We start from the raw sequence: 14,753 nt of genomic DNA, 5'->3' as shown, positions 1-14,753 counted from the left end.
TCCAGATGCCCGCAACCTCAATAAAAAACACCGTGCGCGTGCCAAAGGGACGAAGCTGAAAAAACTCCAGCACGGCAACCACCAGCGGAAATACCCACATCACCGTACCAATGATGCGATACCACCGTTTGTAGAACTCCCTCGCATCCGAATCTTTAATCAGCGGTAGCGTATCGCCAGACCGGAAAATACAGACATAGCCGATCGTCAGAAAAAATAGAATTGCGGCAATTCCATGAACCGAGACTTTTGGGCAGGTTACGCCACAGGTCCAGTCCATTGGAAACATTGCGACGATGATCAGCAGTACTCCAGCAATATTGAGGGCTATGTTCTCACGCCGTCCATACCCCCGGTAGAGCACCAGGAAAACGCCGATCGCCCAGAGAATGCCAACAAACCAGTTCCGCATTACCCCGTTGCCTGCAACCTCAAACAGTCCTGGGGGTTGCCCTGTCGACACAAAGGCATGGTAATAGGCACTGATTGAATCCTGAAGCGGCAGTCCATACTTAAGGATTCCCCAAACTGACAGAATTACTGGGAGCGCGATCGCCAGGTAACCAATCCCACGCCGGAGCGCACCGTAGGTCGTAACGATGTGCTCCTCAATAGAAGATGGACCCGAGGATAAACGAGTTTGAGTCATATTGAGTCACTCACTTACTTTATTTGTTTGACAGCTTGATCTGTCTGATACAACAAACCCGTCCTGAGTGAGTCCGTAGAACTTAAATAAGGTTCACATCTCCCAGGCAAAACCCCTTCAGATTGATTAGTTTTAAGTGCGATCGGGTTCGGCATCAATCCATCACTCAACAACGACCCCGTTCACCCGCCGCTATTAACTTTTCGGACTCAATCAACTATCTCTCAACGGTGGGTGTGCAACGGGATTGCTATGAGGCGCGCTCTGGTGGTTTTTCGACCAAATCCACATCATGAGGCGAGGCAACATAAATGAGTTGATCGATCCATTCTTCATTTTCGTAAAGGAAGCCACGACGAATACACTCTTTTTGCATTCCGACACTTTCCGCCAAGGCAATGGATGCTTGATTATCTAGATTAATGATAGCTTCGATCCGGTGATAACCAAGCGACTCAAAACCCGCAATTAAGGCGGCTCGAACTGCTTCTTTGCCAATGCCTTTCCGCCAATGTTGGTTATGAATTTCATATCCGATTACTGCCCACTGGTAGTTGTCACGTCGAATTGTGATCAAGTCAACGTTTCCAAAATGCTGCCTTGTATAGCGATCAAAAATTCCAAAGATGAAGAAGAGATCAGATAGAGCTTCTTGTTGATGTCGCTGACATAGATTCGTGAACCATTCGCGATCGCAATGTTCCAAGCTCACCAACCCATCGTCGTATTGATGCTGGCTTTCCATGCGTCCAGCAAAGCCAGCAATCCAATAATCGTAATCACCTGGCTGCTGAGGGCGAAGGATTAGGCGTTCGGTTGTGAGGGTCAATTTCCAGACCGTTTCAGCCATTATCTACACCAGTGCAACTCGCAAACTTGCTCAATTTTATCTTGGTACTGAGTAGCAACAGTCCTCATCTAAAACCTGAGCCGCATAACTTTCATAGACTGAATTATTCTGTCGATCCACCTATTTTAGAGAGTGATATACAGAATCGTTCTGCCGATTCATCCAGTTTCGGGAGATCGGCAAAATAATTCTGCATAATAAGCTCATTTAGGCGGAGCGACAGAGACTTTCTGTTTATCTTTATACGTAGTATGGATGTAACTTTAGGTATATTTTTTACATAGTATATCTTCCCTACTCATTCCTTTCATGCAGCCACCTCCTAAGTTGGAGTGTGGTTCCTGCGGCTGTCATCAAGCGATCGCCATCGGGGTGGAAACTTACCCCCACACCCAGGACTTGAAATCTTGCCAGGTTCTCAAGCATGCTCCGGTATGAACATTCCAGGGATTCACGATCAAGTCTTGCCCTCCACTCGCCAGCATTTTGCCATCGGCGCTAAAGTTTAGCGCGCGAATCCAATCGTTATACGCATGGAGGATGTGAATAGGCTGACCAGTCTGACTATTCCAAAGGCGAATTGTATGATCACCACAACTGCCCGTTAATAGGGAGCCATTTGGGCTGAACTGCACGGAAAAAACGTGAGAAGTATGCCCTTAACCAATCCATCCCTGCTAAAGCCTTTCGAGGTGAACTGGTTAAACAAGATCCTAATGATGAACCTGCCTCAGTGTTGCTCGATCGAATTCGGGCAGAACGAGAAAAAGCGCAAGATCAGATTCAGGTTTAGGAAGTAGCCGCTGGAAGTTAGTGACCGTGCCACCCAGGCGATTACGCAGGTTCGTTTCAATTTGTAGAACCAGGACATCCCGGCTCCAGCCATTTTCAATCGCTTGCTCAGCGTACCAGAGCCGTTCAGCGGGGTCTTTGAGCTTTTCAAGCAGGCGATGTTATGTCGCCAGAGCAATTGTGCAACGCTGTGTTGCACGACTTCTTCGTCAGGGTAGGCCTCGGCAAGGGTTCGCATGTATCTGAGGTTGCGAAAGGATTTGAGCGATCACCCCTCTCTCGACCGCTACTCAATTCTGGGCAAGGTCATCTACTCAACCCTTCCTTTGTTTGCCTGACGACTTCGACTCCTCTGTCCTTTTGTGCCTTTGCTGCCTTGTTGCACTCTCTCAGGCATTCCAGATTGATAGCAAGGTTCTCTAAACTGCCGATATTGAGAAGCACACAAAACTTGCCCTCGAGCAATAATCACCTGCCACTCTGCTTCAATCGGCTTTTCTGGTGCGACAACAACCAGCAAGTTTGGGTCTTCCAAATAGTGGCGTTTCATAAAATTGTCTAAATTAGTCAGTTCTCTGAGGGAATAAAGCCCACCTGCAAAAGGCTTAAGCGGGCTGTTCGGGCGAATAAACAAATGTTTGCTCCCCTGAAGATCAACAGGCAGTTGAGGATTATCAATATTGGAAGAGAACAATTCTGACAGGGGTAAAATCTGCCCTTCTGCATTCAACAGCTAGGGTTTGAGATGGGGATAGTAGTGGGTGCAGTAATACTGTTCAATCGTCCCGATGATTCCTGGTGTCCAGGATAAACCGGAATTCTGGATTTGTTGAGCGATGTGAAGTGAGCCGTAGAAAATGAGGCACTCTGTTGAAGAAAAGAAGCGTTGATAATCTGTGTTGCCTCTGGTGTAGTCAATAATTTTGACATTGTGTCCTTGCTTTTAGATCTCAGATGCCAGCGGAGTCATAGAGCAGCCAAAAACACCGTCTTCTAAAATCCAGTTAACCATCTAGCTACTCTCGTTCCAGTTATGGATGTATCTACTGTAGCTTTTAGGCGATCGTCCCCCAACCCTTCATTGCACCAGACTGTTGAGGGTGATCGGATAGGACTAAGGCTACTGGCAGCCGGTGAATGTCGCCATTAGCGGTAGTTGCGATACACTTCTTATTGCCGATAATGTCTAACAATTAAGAGGCAAATAATTATGGAATTCAACCCAAACAACAATGTTGTTAAACTCTGCCTTCAAGGTATGGGCATGGAAGAAAAAGGCAAACCTGAAGAAGCAAGTGAATTTTTTCTTCAAGCCTGGAACGAAGCGACAAGCGACTTTGAGAAATTTATTTCAGCTCATTATGTAGCCCGACATCAAAAGAATGTTTCCGACAGATTAAAATGGCTCGAAACGGCTTTGGAGTTTGCATTAAAAATAAATAACGACTCCGTTAAGAGTGCTTTCCCTTCTTTATATTCAAACATTGCCAAATGCTATGAGGACTTAAGCAACCCTGACAAGGCAAAAAAGTGTTATGAATTAGCAACTTCGTTTAAGGATAAACCTTCTGACAAAGGCCCCTTTTATCATGGAACGAAAGCAGATTTGCAGGTTGGCGATTTGCTGACAGCGGGGGGCAGTTCTAATTACAAACCTGAACTCAAAATGAATCACATTTATTTCACAGCCCTTGTTAATGGGGCGGGACTAGCTGCTGCATTAGCAAAAGGCGATGGACGTGAATATGTTTATATCGTTGAACCGACAGGGGATTTTGAAAATGACCCGAATGTTACAGACAAAAAGTTCCCGGGCAATCCGACACGCTCATATCGCTCCCAAGCGCCATTAAAAATCATTGGCGAAGTAACAGATTGGGTGAGACAAACACCTGATGAACTCCAAAAATGGCGTGAAAAGTTGGCCAATAACAAAGGAGAGATTATTAATTGATTTCTGAGATGCCCACATCCTGCTCATAAAACAACGAGCCGTTGCGAGAGGGAACTGCCGCCGCTGATGTGGGGCGTTAACTCTTCTCATCACTATCCTCACCGATCGCCTTGAGATACGCCTCAGCCGCTGCCTGCTTAAACACCCCTTTCGTGTACCGTTGAAACACGCGATCGCTCTTGATCCCCATCAACTCCTTCCCAAACAGGGGATCAACACCCCGCCGTGTTACCTCTGTTCCAAACGTGTGGCGGAAGCGGTGTGGATTAATGTCTTCTACCCCAGCAACTAACCCCAGCTTTCGCACCATTTTGTGCAGCCCTTTGTAGCCTAACCTCTGCCCCTTATTCTTCGGGTCCTGCGCTAGAAACATCGGACTCTCCGGCAGTGGTTCAAACACCCCGCCCTGCTGCCGTCGCCACTCTAAATAAGCTTCCAGGTACGATCGCGCCTCCCGGCTCAACGGCAACTCACTCACGTTCTGCCCCTTGGATCGATGCACCTTCAGCATCTTGCCGTTCCAATGCTCCACATTGAGAGCAGACGCTTCTGATGCTCGCAGTCCATGACTCAGCACTGCCACGATCGCCCGGTCGCGCACCCGTGTTGCATCATCAAAACTCAACGCTTCCCATAGCAGACTCAAATCCTCCGTCTCTAGATGATCTGCCTGGGGTTCCTCCTGCCGCTCCAGATCGATTGCATCCGTAGGCAACGGTTGATTCATCGGATAGCCATTGCTCCGGCGGAGCCAACCATAGAACGATCGCAGCGTATTCAGTACATGATTAATCGACGTGGGCTTCAATCCCTTCGACTTTAGCTCCCGTCGATATTTCCCAATGTCGCTGGGGGTGACGTCTAGCCAGGACTTATTGCACCAGGCAGCAAACCGAACTAGTTGTCCTCGGTAAGCCCGCTGTGTATTCTCCGCCTTGCCGGTCTGCCGCAGGAACTCCTCGACTTGCCAGTGACGTAAATCCGGGGGTTCCGATCGCCGAGGTTCCTCCTTCTTGCCGCCCTCAAGGGGCACGATCACGATCGGGAGGATGGGGCTAGGGGGGGAGTCAGGCATGGTTGGAGCAGAAGTTACGTCGATATCAGGTAGAGATAAGCGAAATCATCTCTATCTAACAATTCTAAGACAACTTTCATGTCCAATCTTCTCAAAGTCTCTCTAATCAAGCCTTTGAAGGCAATCGGGATCATGCTAAACCTTGCTCAACTTGATGCGTGTCAAAATAAGGTCAAGCATTACGAATCTGACACGCATCAAAACTGAAATACCCAGACCTGAACGCCAGACTCGTAGAGCTAGAAACCGAGATTGCTGCCCTTCAAGCAGCGGGAGAGAGCTTGCTCAATGCCCGGATTGACTCCTCAGTTCCAGGTGGGACAACGGTGCGAGGGCAACTCTCAGTTCAGTATCGCTTGAGAGTGCAGGGGCAGAAGGCGCGCTACTTGAAAGTGTCCCAAGTGGCAGAAACGCGAGCGGCGATCGAGCACTGTAGCTTGAGTAGCATCAACTAAGGTTGCGTCGCAAAGATTTTAGGGAATTATATAAATGTTTGTGTCAAAGGCCAGGAAATGAGAGCTAATGAACGACTAGACCCAAGGCACTCGCACTATGACTTTTCGACCTGAACTGCTCGATGAATTGCTCAAAGGCTATGAGACTTCCGAAGACCTGCTGGGGGATGGAGGGATACTCAAACAGCTAACGGCTGTTTTGGTGAAACGCTGCTTGAACGCGGAAATGAAAACCATCTGGAAGAGCAACAGGCGGAGCCTACAAGCCAAAGCAAACCCGTTCGTAATCGCGGCACTGGGCACAGCAAGAAGACGATCAAAGGAGAGTTTGGAGAGGCTCAAATCAGCGTCTCTCGCGACCGCAACAGTAAGTTTGAACCCATTCGTTAAGAAGGGATAGACCCGCTTTGACGGCTTTGACGACAAGGTCTTGTCCCTCTATCCTAGAGGCATGAGTACCCGCGACATCCAGGCACAACTGTAAGACCTGTATGGCGTAGAAGTCTCAGCTGGGTTGATTTCTAATGTCCCCGATGCCGTCGAACAGGAGCGTAAAGTTTGACACAATCGAGCTTTGGATCCGGTTTATCCCATCGTCTATTTTGATGCCCTTGTGGTCAAAGCTAGACAGATGGACGGGTAGTTAACAAAGCAATTCACCTGGTATGAATAGCTAATGCATAACAAAAATGTCCCACTAGTTTAGAACGACGCCTGAGAGAAAAGCTACTCCAATTCCAGCCAGTGTAAATCCAGCAAAGCGTAAATTCATAGTCTGCTGTTCTCTACTCCCTCCCATTCTCTCAACGGTGAGATAAACACCAATCGCTATAGCCATTTGAATGGTCGTAAACCCAACTAAGTATGCCAGCAAAGGGAACATCTCTGAACCGACTACAGCTTCACCATAGGCATAGCCATGGAACAACCCTGCTACGGCTGCAAGGGCGATAACCACTCCTGACGGTAGGGAATTTTTCAGAGCTAAGAGTAGCCCAAATAGCAATACTGAGGCAGAAATGAAGAATTCAGGGGCAGGCAAATCAACATTCAATAAATGCACAATTGTGCCAACCAAAGAAGCAACAACAAAAGAAATTGGAATGAGCAATCCCCGCTGAAATACAACAGCCACAAACCCTACAGCAATCACAAAGGCTAGATGGTCAGGTCCAATTACTGGATGCCCCAGACCTGATAAGAAACCTTCAAAAACATTGGCAGGGGCTTTATCCCCAAAAGGGTGGTGAGCCAGAGCCGGAGAACTTGAAAGTAATAAGCTGGAACCAGTCAGTCCACAGATTACCAGCTTTCGATTCAACAATGTGGAAAATTTAGCGTACATCGAGGTTGCTTCCTAAGTGTGTCTTGTGTATCGAGAACTGCAACTGTCATGAGTCGCAAGCTAATTGCCTGACACGTTTCTAATGCAGATCGGATAAGACAGAGTGAAACCCAACATTAGACATTAGCTTGAGGTACGTTGAGTTTCGCTATCGCGCAATCAAACCTAGCAGGTATCAAGCCTTCTAGACATTTTCAGTCAGCCGAGTTTGCAGCATTTTCATGGCAACGTTCGCAGTTCAGTAGAACGTCTAGCTTTTCATCGAGTTCTGCTTTGTCTATCAGACCGGCTTCCAGCACCAGCTTCTCTAAAACGGCATACCAGCGCTGGTAATAATTCCAGGTGGAGTCGTTCAGGTCGTGCTCTGACTCCCATTCGCTGATGGTGGCAATCAGGCTCTGGCGAAAGTCTTCCCACTCGTAGTGCCCCTTTTTTGACAGCGCAATGGCGAGGGCAAAGGCGACCTGCTCCCAACTGCGACTGAAGGCAAGCTGCCCATTCTTGCGGGGAGGAGATTCTTCACTGCCCATCAAACTGGAAGCAGCAAAATGTTCAAATCGAGTAAACATGGAAGTTTCGCCAGTAAGTAAGGTAGGGGTGGTAATAATTGTCAAATACAATAGGGTAAGAAAACCGCAGGACTGACAGTCTAGGGTGCGGTAACTTTTGCCACGCCCATCATTGATTCTGGAGTGACTAAAGACGCCAGTTCTTCTTCGCTCATGTGATCAGTACCTGGAGGTTTTTCGGGCAGTACCCACCAGCGAATTTGCCCGCTACTATCCCAGACGCGAATATCTACGGAGCCGTCCAGATCCAGACCGAACTCCTTGAGTACCTTTCTGGGTTCGCGGGCAGCTCTAGCCCGAAAGGTGGGGTCTTTGTACCAGTAGGGGGGCAGCCCCAGAGTTGGCCAGGGGTAGCAGGAGCACAGCGTACAGATAATCAGGTTGTGGACTGAGGAAGTATTCTCAGCTACCCGCATATGTTCACCCTCTGCTCCAGACATACCCGTTGTCATGCCCAGGGAAGTACAGGCTGCATTGCAATCTTTAATCAACAGTTCCTTAAATTCTGGATCGACCCAAGCTCTGGCGACCAGTTTAGCCCCATTGAAAGGTCCCATTTGGGAATCAAAATATTCCAAAACTTTGTTGACGGTTTCGCTACCAATAATGCCCTTTTCAATTAGGAGGGCTTCGAGAGCTCTGACTTTGGCGGCGCTTTCCAGCTCACGATTGGGGCTGTAGCTAAACCGCTCATCTCCAGGAATTGACATAGATATCTCACCCTATTTCAAGGACACTAAGACTAGGCTGCTTCGAGATAGATTTCAAACAAATCAGCATAGAAGGTTGAACCAGGCTCGGCTAAATCTTCACCCCAAATGTCTTTAGAGTCGAAGCGGACGCTGTAACTAGGCTGAGCTAGTTCCAAACCATCGGAAGGACCTGGGAAATAGGCGTAGCAGCCTTCGTAGACCAGATCAATCACCCCAGGTTTGCCACGCAGGTGACCGGGCAGCCGAGTATGTTCTGCCACCGGCATGTCTTTAACAACCACGCCATCTCCTACGGTAAATTTTGGTTGAATGTCGATATCTCGTTTGGGGGAATCGCCAAGCTGCAAATACTTGATAACCTGATTATTGATAGCAGGAATCTCTTTTTCAGGTAATGGAGTGGGATCAACGTTTCCCTCTTTGAGATAAAAGTTGGTTTTCTCGTCGAGTTCTTCCTGAGAGATGTACCCTTTTTCTACGAAGAAGCCAGAGATTCCTCCTAACCATTTTTCGTAATAGCGCAGTCTGAAATAGTCAAACGGGTTCATGGCTTCTGCACCCCGGCGTAGGTCAGCCCAAGTCCAGATATCTTTAAAGGCGGTTGGAACTTGGTCGATGGAGTACTGAGGCAAGGCTTCTTTAAGGTGAGCGCTCAAGCCCATCATGGCAGCGTGAATGCCAAAAATGCGCTTTTCCCAGGGTTCAACGAATACCTTTTTCTGGAAGTCCACAGGACCAAGTCCTTCTAGACCTCCGAGGGAGTGTTGTAGTTTCATCAGCAGTTGATCTCCTCTTTTACGTAAAAAGCGATGCACCAATAGAGTTGAATTAATCTTGGAAGGCAATATTCCCTCTGAGGAATGCAGTGAATTTAGGCTGATGGGTCGAGCCTACCCTCCAATTCAACTTCTGATTTTTCGTGCTCCTTCGCCTGCTCTGGCTACGGTGGGAGTGGTAGTCAAAGCCTTGCCCCATGCCTCGGATAGATAGCCAAAGATGTTCCCCAGAATCATAGCTGCGATCGCAATTAAAACAGGGTTATTGGGCAGGGAAGCAGTCACGGGCAACCCGGTCACGGCAACGGTGCCAACAGTTTGCGAAAAGCCCCAAACAATTGCTGGTGTGATGCCGTGGGTAAAGGGCAGCTTAGATGCCTGCACCATAGCAGCACTACCAATGCCTACACAGATAGCAGCAACCAGTGGAGTATTGCCAATCAAATCAATAGACCACAGCGACAGTGCTGCAATGATAATGCCCGTGATATTACAGGAAATAGACTTGATAAACCCCTGAACGCCGCCTCCCACAACAAAGAAAGAAGCCCATGCGGTAAAGGTAACCCAAACCGGTACTGGAATTACCGTTGCCGTCACAAAAACATCAACCCCGCCAAGCACGCCAATACTAATGGTTAATGCTTCGGATTGTTTCATGGCAGATTGCTCTCCGAAAGGATAATGTTGCCGTTACATCAAACACTCACTAAAACCAAGCCGCAGTTCAAGTTCGTCTAAATCACGACCAATAAATACCAGTTCATTACGTCGAACTTCATCGGGTTGCCAAGGGCGACCGGGACGACCATCGAGGGTCATGTGAACGCCCTGGAAGACAAACCGCCGGTCTTCGTAGTCCATATTCAAAATCCCCTTCATGCGGAAAAGGTCGGGACCACGGGACTGTACTAGCTGATAGAGCCAGCGATTAAGTTTGTCGCCGTTGATAACACCTGGTTCCTGAATAGTGACGGAGGAAATGGTCTGGTCATGGTCGTGGGCATCCTCGTTCAGGAACTCCGGGTCGATGCTGAGGGCATTTTTCAGGTCGAAGGCACCGACTCCCAACACTGCATCCAAAGAAATTTGGCACTGCTCGGTCTGATAGGTTTTTGCGATCGCATTCATTCCCCGAATTCGGTGTTCCAGTTCCTCTAAAACCGGGGGCGACACTAGATCAACCTTGTTGAGCAAAATTACGTCGGCAAAGGCGATCTGCTCTTGGGCTTCGCTGCTGTCCCAGTGATCCCAAATGTATTTGGCATCAACTACGGTGACAATGGCATCGAGCAGGAGGCGCGATTTCATCACCTCATCCACAAAAAATGATTGAATTACCGGAGCTGGATCGGCTAGTCCCGTAGTTTCAATCATTAAATAATCAAAATCTTCAGAACGGTCTATCAAGTTGCTGATAATGCGAATCAGATCGCTACGTACGGTACAGCAGATACAGCCATTATTCATCTCGAAAATTTCTTCGTCAGCACCAATAACCAGTTGATTATCGATGCCAACCTCGCCAAACTCGTTAACAATAACCGCAATTCGCTTACCGTGTTGAGCTGTTAGGATGTAATTCAGCAGAGTTGTTTTGCCCGCGCCCAAGTAACCCGTCAGAACCGTTGTTGGAATAAAACTCTGCAAGGTGAAGTAGCCTCCTTAGTCGTCCTGTCAGTCCGTTTGCAAAGAAAAATAAATAAACAAATAGAGATTGCTACTTCAAAATCTCAGAAAGACCAATAATCCAAAGCAGAAATCTTTCTAAAATACTTTAGCTGGACTATTGCTTTTGTTTTATCAACTTCATTGAAATTCTAAGCAAGCTAGGATTTATTAATTGTATATCAAGCAACATATTCTAAGTTATCGCAAATACCAAAGAGAATTTTTATAGTGTAAATTAACTCGCTTTATAACCTCATCAATAAATGAGATGACTATTGGGAGAATGGTTAAGAATGTTGTGTATTGCAATAAATAACCGAAATTTACCCATGGAATGTGCAACGAGTTTCGTCGACCGTTCTAAAAGTTTTGTAAGGCAGAATCTAGGGGTTAAACAGCAGAATGAATAATGTGGTCGATGGTGTTCATTTGCTGGAGGGTTTATGGATAGCGATCGCTGTAATGGGACAAGAATGGTGTAGAGCTAGAAGTGACTGAAGAAGAACGGTTGCGTGTACCAAGCGAGTTTTGGAAAGCAGTGTTACTGGAACGGTACTAGTTAGGAAGTGAGTTTGTAGGGATCTGGAAGAAGCCCGTTCAACCTGTTGGCAGAAAATCAATGAAAATTTACAGCAGTAGATTCCCGGACACTTTGAAGTAGAGTAGGGTCGAAGTGTTGTCGTCCGATGGAATGTTTCAAGGAGAGGGCAACCACGCCTTAGAGCGTTTTAAGTTTAATTTCACCTGACTACTGAGATAAGCAGGAACTTGATTATGGTTCTGCAGAAACTTTGGCAGAGCTGCTCAATAATTGTAACAGACTGCCGAAGCGGTTTACCAGAGCAAATAGCAAGGCAGAGAGTGCGACAAATAATACAGTGACACATGCCATAACAGGAGTGTAGCCATAGTGCAAGCTATTAAAAATCTTGATTGGCAAAGTTTCAACTGTAAAACCCGAAACCATGAATGAAACAATGTACTCATTTAAGCTGAAGACAAAAGCAAAGGCATATCCTGCAACTAGGTAGGGCTGAATCAGCGGAAGTACAATGGTTATAAAGACAACTGATTCATTTGCTCCCAGCGTTTTTGATGCCTCAACGACTGACGATCGAATCGATCGCAAGCCGAGTAGCGAGGTAACGAGTGGAAAGGGAACAAGGAGAATTGCATGGGAAAGTATCGTCGCGTAGATGCTCCCATAAGCACCGATTGATGCCCAAAAGCTGAGGAAACTAATTGCAATCACAACAGGCGGTAAGACGGCTGGTGCTAGACCGAGGTAAAACAGAAATTGGTGGTACCCCTTTCCAGTGCGCCAAAGAGAATAGGCGATCGGTATCGCAATCGATGATGCGATCGCAGCCGCAGCACAAGCAATTCCAAGGCTATTTGCCATTGGCAGGAGCCACTCTGACCGAGTAAACAACTCTCCATACCACTGAAAAGAAAATCCCCTCGGTGGAAATATCAAACTCTTAGTGGAATTGACAGAGACACCGCCCACGACCAGAAGTGGCGCAGCTAAAAATAATAAAACACCGCTAATTAACCCGTTTCGGAGCCAGTGATTCATAAATCTGTCTCCTGATCTGAAGTTGAAGAAATTAGGCAGACCAGCACAAGCGTCAGCAGCATCAGCATCAGTGACAGTGCTGCAGCGAAGGGTAAGTTGGATTGCTGAATTGCCTGATCCGTAATTAAAACTGAAATGGTCCAGTGCTGGGGGTTGCCAAGCATCTGCGGAATTAGATAGGAGCCGATCGCAAAGATAAAGGCAAAGAGGAAAGCCGTAACGATCGCACGTCGCTGCATCGGTAGAATGATGTCAAAAAACGTGCGAACTGGAGAGGCACCTAAGGTTTGTGCAGCCTCGGAGACTTCAGGATTTAACCGGGCGACAGAAGGATAGAATACTAAAACGGCAAAGGGTAAAGTGCGATAGGTCAACGCTAGGAGTACAGCAGCAAGTCCTGGTGCCCAAGCAACTGCCTGGGGGAGAAGTTTTAGGAAAACCAGTAGATTCGATAGTCCGGCTGACTCCGACAGCAGCAGTGACCAGCTAAAACTAATAATTACTTCTGAGAGCGATAGTACCGATAGGATAAAAATCAAAATAAAGACTTGAGCGGTTTGAGAGAGCTGAGTGAGCAGATAGGTAAACGGAAATGCAACTCCGACACAGCAACTTGCTGCGACTGCTGCGAAGATAAAGGAGAAAGCCGTTTGACGGAGAAATAGCGGCGTAAAAAACCGAAGATAGTGGCTTAAATCAAAACCAGGACTGTAGAAACCTGCTGGAGCGCGTTGAGCTACACTGACGATCAGCGTCATGCAAAGCGGGATCAGCAGAAATATCCCCAGCATTACTGGTGGATAGAGCATTCTCAGCAAGCGTAGCTTACCCGTTAATTGATCTGCCCTGGTAGCAGGAGCGGGTCTAGCGATAGATTTTATACTCATTGCAGGATAATGCAGGAGTTGGCTGAAAAGGAAGCAGTCACTGTATCGCCCTGAGCCAGACGGGGTCTAGCTTTCGGTAAAACTGTGCTAACAACTTTGCGTCCCCGACAGTCTAGATGTATTTTTACACTGGAGCCAATATCCCGAATAAAAGTAACAGTGCCAGGAATGCAGTTGCGACCTGATGGTTGCCCTGGCACTACGGTCACATCTTCAGGACGAACGCCAATACTGACCTGTTGCCCTGAACTGAAGCGATCGCCCAGTTGCCATCCAGTGAACAGCACCCCCTCTACTTCGATCGCCGTCTCATTGCAAACAACCCCTCGCAGGAGATTGTTGGTGCCAATAAAGTCTGCAACAAAGGGATCTGTGGGATGACGATAGATCTCTAACGGTTTACCGACCTGCCGAATTTTGCCCTCGTTCATGACGACCACTCGATCAGATATGGTCATTGCTTCTTGCTGGTCATGGGTGACCAAAATGGTTGTAATGCCCAAACGCTGCTGAAGCAGTCGTAGCTCTAGCTGCATGGCTTCTCGTAACTTGGCATCCAGGGCAGAAAAGGGTTCGTCCAGCAAAAGTAGTTTGGGATGACGCGCTAAGGCACGAGCAATTGCAACACGCTGCTGCTGCCCTCCTGAAAGCTGGGAGATTCTGCGCGATTTTACCCCCGGTAAACACACTAGCTCCAGTAACTCATCCACTTGCTTTTCCTGCTGAGATTTCGGAACTCTCTGAATGCGTAATGCATAGGCAATATTTTCACCCACTGTCATGTGCGGAAATAAAGCTAAGGATTGAAACACCATGCCAATATCGCGTTGATGGGTTGGCACCTCTGTAATGTCTCGACTTCCTAAGAAGATTTGTCCGCCATCAGAAGTTTCTAAGCCTGCAATTAATCGCAGCAGCGTTGTCTTGCCGCAACCTGACGGTCCCAGAAAAGAGACTAACTCTCCTGAGAAAATTTCAAGATCAATATAATCGACTGCATTGACAGCACCAAAATGTTTGGTGATACTCTTCAGACCTAAATAAGCCATGTCTATTACCTCAGCCTGAGAACAAAAGACACTAGCTCGTTATCATTTCTGTCCACTTTTGAGCAATCCAGTCTCCTTGCTCCATGTAGGTGCGGTAAGCAGGAATAATGGGCGAAATATCGCTTGCAACGGCGTTGAATTCTTCGTCTGTTAAATCTGTATCCTTGCGATCGATAACGGGAGCAACGCCAACATTTCGGGAAAGCTTGGCTTGAATTTCAGGCTGGCACATATAGTCCATGAAGACGTATGCCTCCTCCAGCTTCTTTGAAGGACGGCTCATCACCCAGCAGCCCGAATCGTTAATCCCTCCCTCTTGTGTAAAGGTGGACCGAATCGGTTTGCCCTGTTTCGCTTTCAATACAGAGACGTCGTGGTAATACTGTCCC

At 47.5% G+C, this 14,753-nt stretch carries 18 protein-coding genes and 1 pseudogene; 3 read left to right on the top strand and 16 right to left on the bottom strand.

Translation table 11 applies throughout. The annotated features are described in order from the left end of the window. The 5 genes and pseudogenes from H6F80_RS15160 to H6F80_RS15140 all read right to left on the bottom strand — a co-directional run. Positions 1 to 649 (bottom strand): hypothetical protein (locus H6F80_RS15160; RefSeq protein WP_190792363.1); only part of this gene is annotated, 649 nt, incomplete at its 3' end. A gap of 250 nt (positions 650 to 899) precedes the next feature. Next, on the bottom strand, positions 900 to 1,499 hold the full coding sequence (locus tag H6F80_RS15155) for a GNAT family N-acetyltransferase (protein ID WP_190792362.1): 600 nt from the start codon (positions 1,497 to 1,499) through the stop codon (positions 900 to 902). A gap of 380 nt (positions 1,500 to 1,879) precedes the next feature. Then, positions 1,880 to 2,146, bottom strand: a pseudogene (locus H6F80_RS31350) (WD40 repeat domain-containing protein); the annotation flags it as partial. 66 nt (positions 2,147 to 2,212) lie between these two features. Continuing rightward, the gene (locus H6F80_RS15145; RefSeq protein ID WP_347277885.1) at positions 2,213 to 2,392 is read right to left on the bottom strand and encodes a hypothetical protein; all 180 of its coding nucleotides are present in this window, start codon (positions 2,390 to 2,392) and stop codon (positions 2,213 to 2,215) included. Positions 2,393 to 2,601: 209 nt separating this feature from the next. Beyond that, positions 2,602 to 2,841 (bottom strand): hypothetical protein, encoded by a 240-nt coding sequence (locus H6F80_RS15140; protein WP_242067378.1) that lies wholly within the window; start codon positions 2,839 to 2,841, stop codon positions 2,602 to 2,604. Positions 2,842 to 3,501: 660 nt separating this feature from the next. Here H6F80_RS15140 and arr point away from each other — a divergent pair. Next, complete coding sequence (gene arr / locus H6F80_RS15135; RefSeq protein ID WP_190792360.1) at positions 3,502 to 4,245, top strand: NAD(+)--rifampin ADP-ribosyltransferase; 744 nt, start codon at positions 3,502 to 3,504, stop codon at positions 4,243 to 4,245. 76 nt (positions 4,246 to 4,321) lie between these two features. Here the strand turns inward: arr and H6F80_RS15130 are convergent, their stop codons facing one another. Continuing rightward, the gene (locus tag H6F80_RS15130) at positions 4,322 to 5,320 is read right to left on the bottom strand and encodes a tyrosine-type recombinase/integrase (protein WP_190792359.1); all 999 of its coding nucleotides are present in this window, start codon (positions 5,318 to 5,320) and stop codon (positions 4,322 to 4,324) included. Between the two features lie 281 nt (positions 5,321 to 5,601). Between H6F80_RS15130 and H6F80_RS15125 the strand changes: the two genes are divergently transcribed. Continuing rightward, positions 5,602 to 5,775, top strand: a complete 174-nt coding sequence (locus H6F80_RS15125; protein ID WP_190792358.1) for a hypothetical protein — start codon at positions 5,602 to 5,604, stop codon at positions 5,773 to 5,775. A 97-nt stretch (positions 5,776 to 5,872) separates the two neighbouring features. After that, positions 5,873 to 6,175, top strand: a complete 303-nt coding sequence (locus tag H6F80_RS15120; RefSeq protein WP_190792357.1) for a hypothetical protein — start codon at positions 5,873 to 5,875, stop codon at positions 6,173 to 6,175. Positions 6,176 to 6,472: 297 nt separating this feature from the next. Here the strand turns inward: H6F80_RS15120 and H6F80_RS15115 are convergent, their stop codons facing one another. From H6F80_RS15115 to H6F80_RS15070, 10 genes are all read right to left on the bottom strand, one after another. After that, positions 6,473 to 7,120 (bottom strand): HupE/UreJ family protein, encoded by a 648-nt coding sequence (locus H6F80_RS15115; RefSeq protein ID WP_190792356.1) that lies wholly within the window; start codon positions 7,118 to 7,120, stop codon positions 6,473 to 6,475. Between the two features lie 194 nt (positions 7,121 to 7,314). Beyond that, the gene (locus H6F80_RS15110; RefSeq protein ID WP_190792355.1) at positions 7,315 to 7,689 is read right to left on the bottom strand and encodes a nitrile hydratase accessory protein; all 375 of its coding nucleotides are present in this window, start codon (positions 7,687 to 7,689) and stop codon (positions 7,315 to 7,317) included. A gap of 80 nt (positions 7,690 to 7,769) precedes the next feature. Continuing rightward, positions 7,770 to 8,399 carry a nitrile hydratase subunit alpha gene (gene nthA / locus H6F80_RS15105; RefSeq protein WP_190792354.1) on the bottom strand — a complete coding sequence of 210 codons (630 nt, stop codon included), beginning with the start codon at positions 8,397 to 8,399 and terminating at the stop codon, positions 7,770 to 7,772. 32 nt (positions 8,400 to 8,431) lie between these two features. Beyond that, positions 8,432 to 9,247: a nitrile hydratase subunit beta gene (gene nthB / locus H6F80_RS15100; protein ID WP_242067377.1), complete on the bottom strand. Its 816-nt coding sequence runs from the start codon at positions 9,245 to 9,247 to the stop codon at positions 8,432 to 8,434. Between the two features lie 57 nt (positions 9,248 to 9,304). Beyond that, the gene (locus H6F80_RS15095) at positions 9,305 to 9,838 is read right to left on the bottom strand and encodes a DUF1097 domain-containing protein (RefSeq protein WP_190792353.1); all 534 of its coding nucleotides are present in this window, start codon (positions 9,836 to 9,838) and stop codon (positions 9,305 to 9,307) included. A 33-nt stretch (positions 9,839 to 9,871) separates the two neighbouring features. Continuing rightward, entirely contained in the window at positions 9,872 to 10,828 is a 957-nt protein-coding gene (locus tag H6F80_RS15090) for a CobW family GTP-binding protein (protein ID WP_190792352.1), read from the bottom strand. Between the two features lie 793 nt (positions 10,829 to 11,621). Continuing rightward, on the bottom strand, positions 11,622 to 12,428 hold the full coding sequence (locus tag H6F80_RS15085) for an ABC transporter permease (RefSeq protein WP_190792351.1): 807 nt from the start codon (positions 12,426 to 12,428) through the stop codon (positions 11,622 to 11,624). Continuing rightward, positions 12,425 to 13,237 carry an ABC transporter permease gene (locus H6F80_RS15080; protein ID WP_190792350.1) on the bottom strand — a complete coding sequence of 271 codons (813 nt, stop codon included), beginning with the start codon at positions 13,235 to 13,237 and terminating at the stop codon, positions 12,425 to 12,427. The genes H6F80_RS15085 and H6F80_RS15080 overlap by 4 nt, the downstream gene beginning before the upstream one ends. Positions 13,238 to 13,311: 74 nt before the next feature. After that, positions 13,312 to 14,364, bottom strand: coding sequence for an ABC transporter ATP-binding protein (locus tag H6F80_RS15075; RefSeq protein WP_190792349.1), 1,053 nt, complete (start codon positions 14,362 to 14,364; stop codon positions 13,312 to 13,314). 31 nt (positions 14,365 to 14,395) lie between these two features. Continuing rightward, positions 14,396 to 14,753: extracellular solute-binding protein (locus H6F80_RS15070; RefSeq protein WP_190792348.1), on the bottom strand; the 358-nt coding region annotated here is incomplete at its 5' end.

The organism is Leptolyngbya sp. FACHB-711, assembly GCF_014695615.1.
Lineage (GTDB): Bacteria > Cyanobacteriota > Cyanobacteriia > Elainellales > Elainellaceae > Leptolyngbya_A.
This window is presented reverse-complemented; position numbering and strand designations above follow the sequence as displayed.

What these genes read in the sequence shown, in the direction of transcription:
- H6F80_RS15155 (WP_190792362.1), bottom strand. Translation starts at nt 1,499, where the DNA reads ATGGCTGAAACGGTCTGGAAATTGACCCTCACAACCGAACGCCTAATC.
- H6F80_RS15140 (WP_242067378.1), bottom strand. Translation starts at nt 2,841, where the DNA reads ATGAAACGCCACTATTTGGAAGACCCAAACTTGCTGGTTGTTGTCGCA.
- arr (WP_190792360.1), top strand. Translation starts at nt 3,502, where the DNA reads ATGGAATTCAACCCAAACAACAATGTTGTTAAACTCTGCCTTCAAGGT.
- H6F80_RS15130 (WP_190792359.1), bottom strand. Translation starts at nt 5,320, where the DNA reads ATGCCTGACTCCCCCCCTAGCCCCATCCTCCCGATCGTGATCGTGCCC.
- H6F80_RS15120 (WP_190792357.1), top strand. Translation starts at nt 5,873, where the DNA reads ATGACTTTTCGACCTGAACTGCTCGATGAATTGCTCAAAGGCTATGAG.
- H6F80_RS15115 (WP_190792356.1), bottom strand. Translation starts at nt 7,120, where the DNA reads ATGTACGCTAAATTTTCCACATTGTTGAATCGAAAGCTGGTAATCTGT.
- H6F80_RS15110 (WP_190792355.1), bottom strand. Translation starts at nt 7,689, where the DNA reads ATGTTTACTCGATTTGAACATTTTGCTGCTTCCAGTTTGATGGGCAGT.
- nthA (WP_190792354.1), bottom strand. Translation starts at nt 8,399, where the DNA reads ATGTCAATTCCTGGAGATGAGCGGTTTAGCTACAGCCCCAATCGTGAG.
- H6F80_RS15095 (WP_190792353.1), bottom strand. Translation starts at nt 9,838, where the DNA reads ATGAAACAATCCGAAGCATTAACCATTAGTATTGGCGTGCTTGGCGGG.
- H6F80_RS15085 (WP_190792351.1), bottom strand. Translation starts at nt 12,428, where the DNA reads ATGAATCACTGGCTCCGAAACGGGTTAATTAGCGGTGTTTTATTATTT.
- H6F80_RS15080 (WP_190792350.1), bottom strand. Translation starts at nt 13,237, where the DNA reads ATGCTCTATCCACCAGTAATGCTGGGGATATTTCTGCTGATCCCGCTT.
- H6F80_RS15075 (WP_190792349.1), bottom strand. Translation starts at nt 14,364, where the DNA reads ATGGCTTATTTAGGTCTGAAGAGTATCACCAAACATTTTGGTGCTGTC.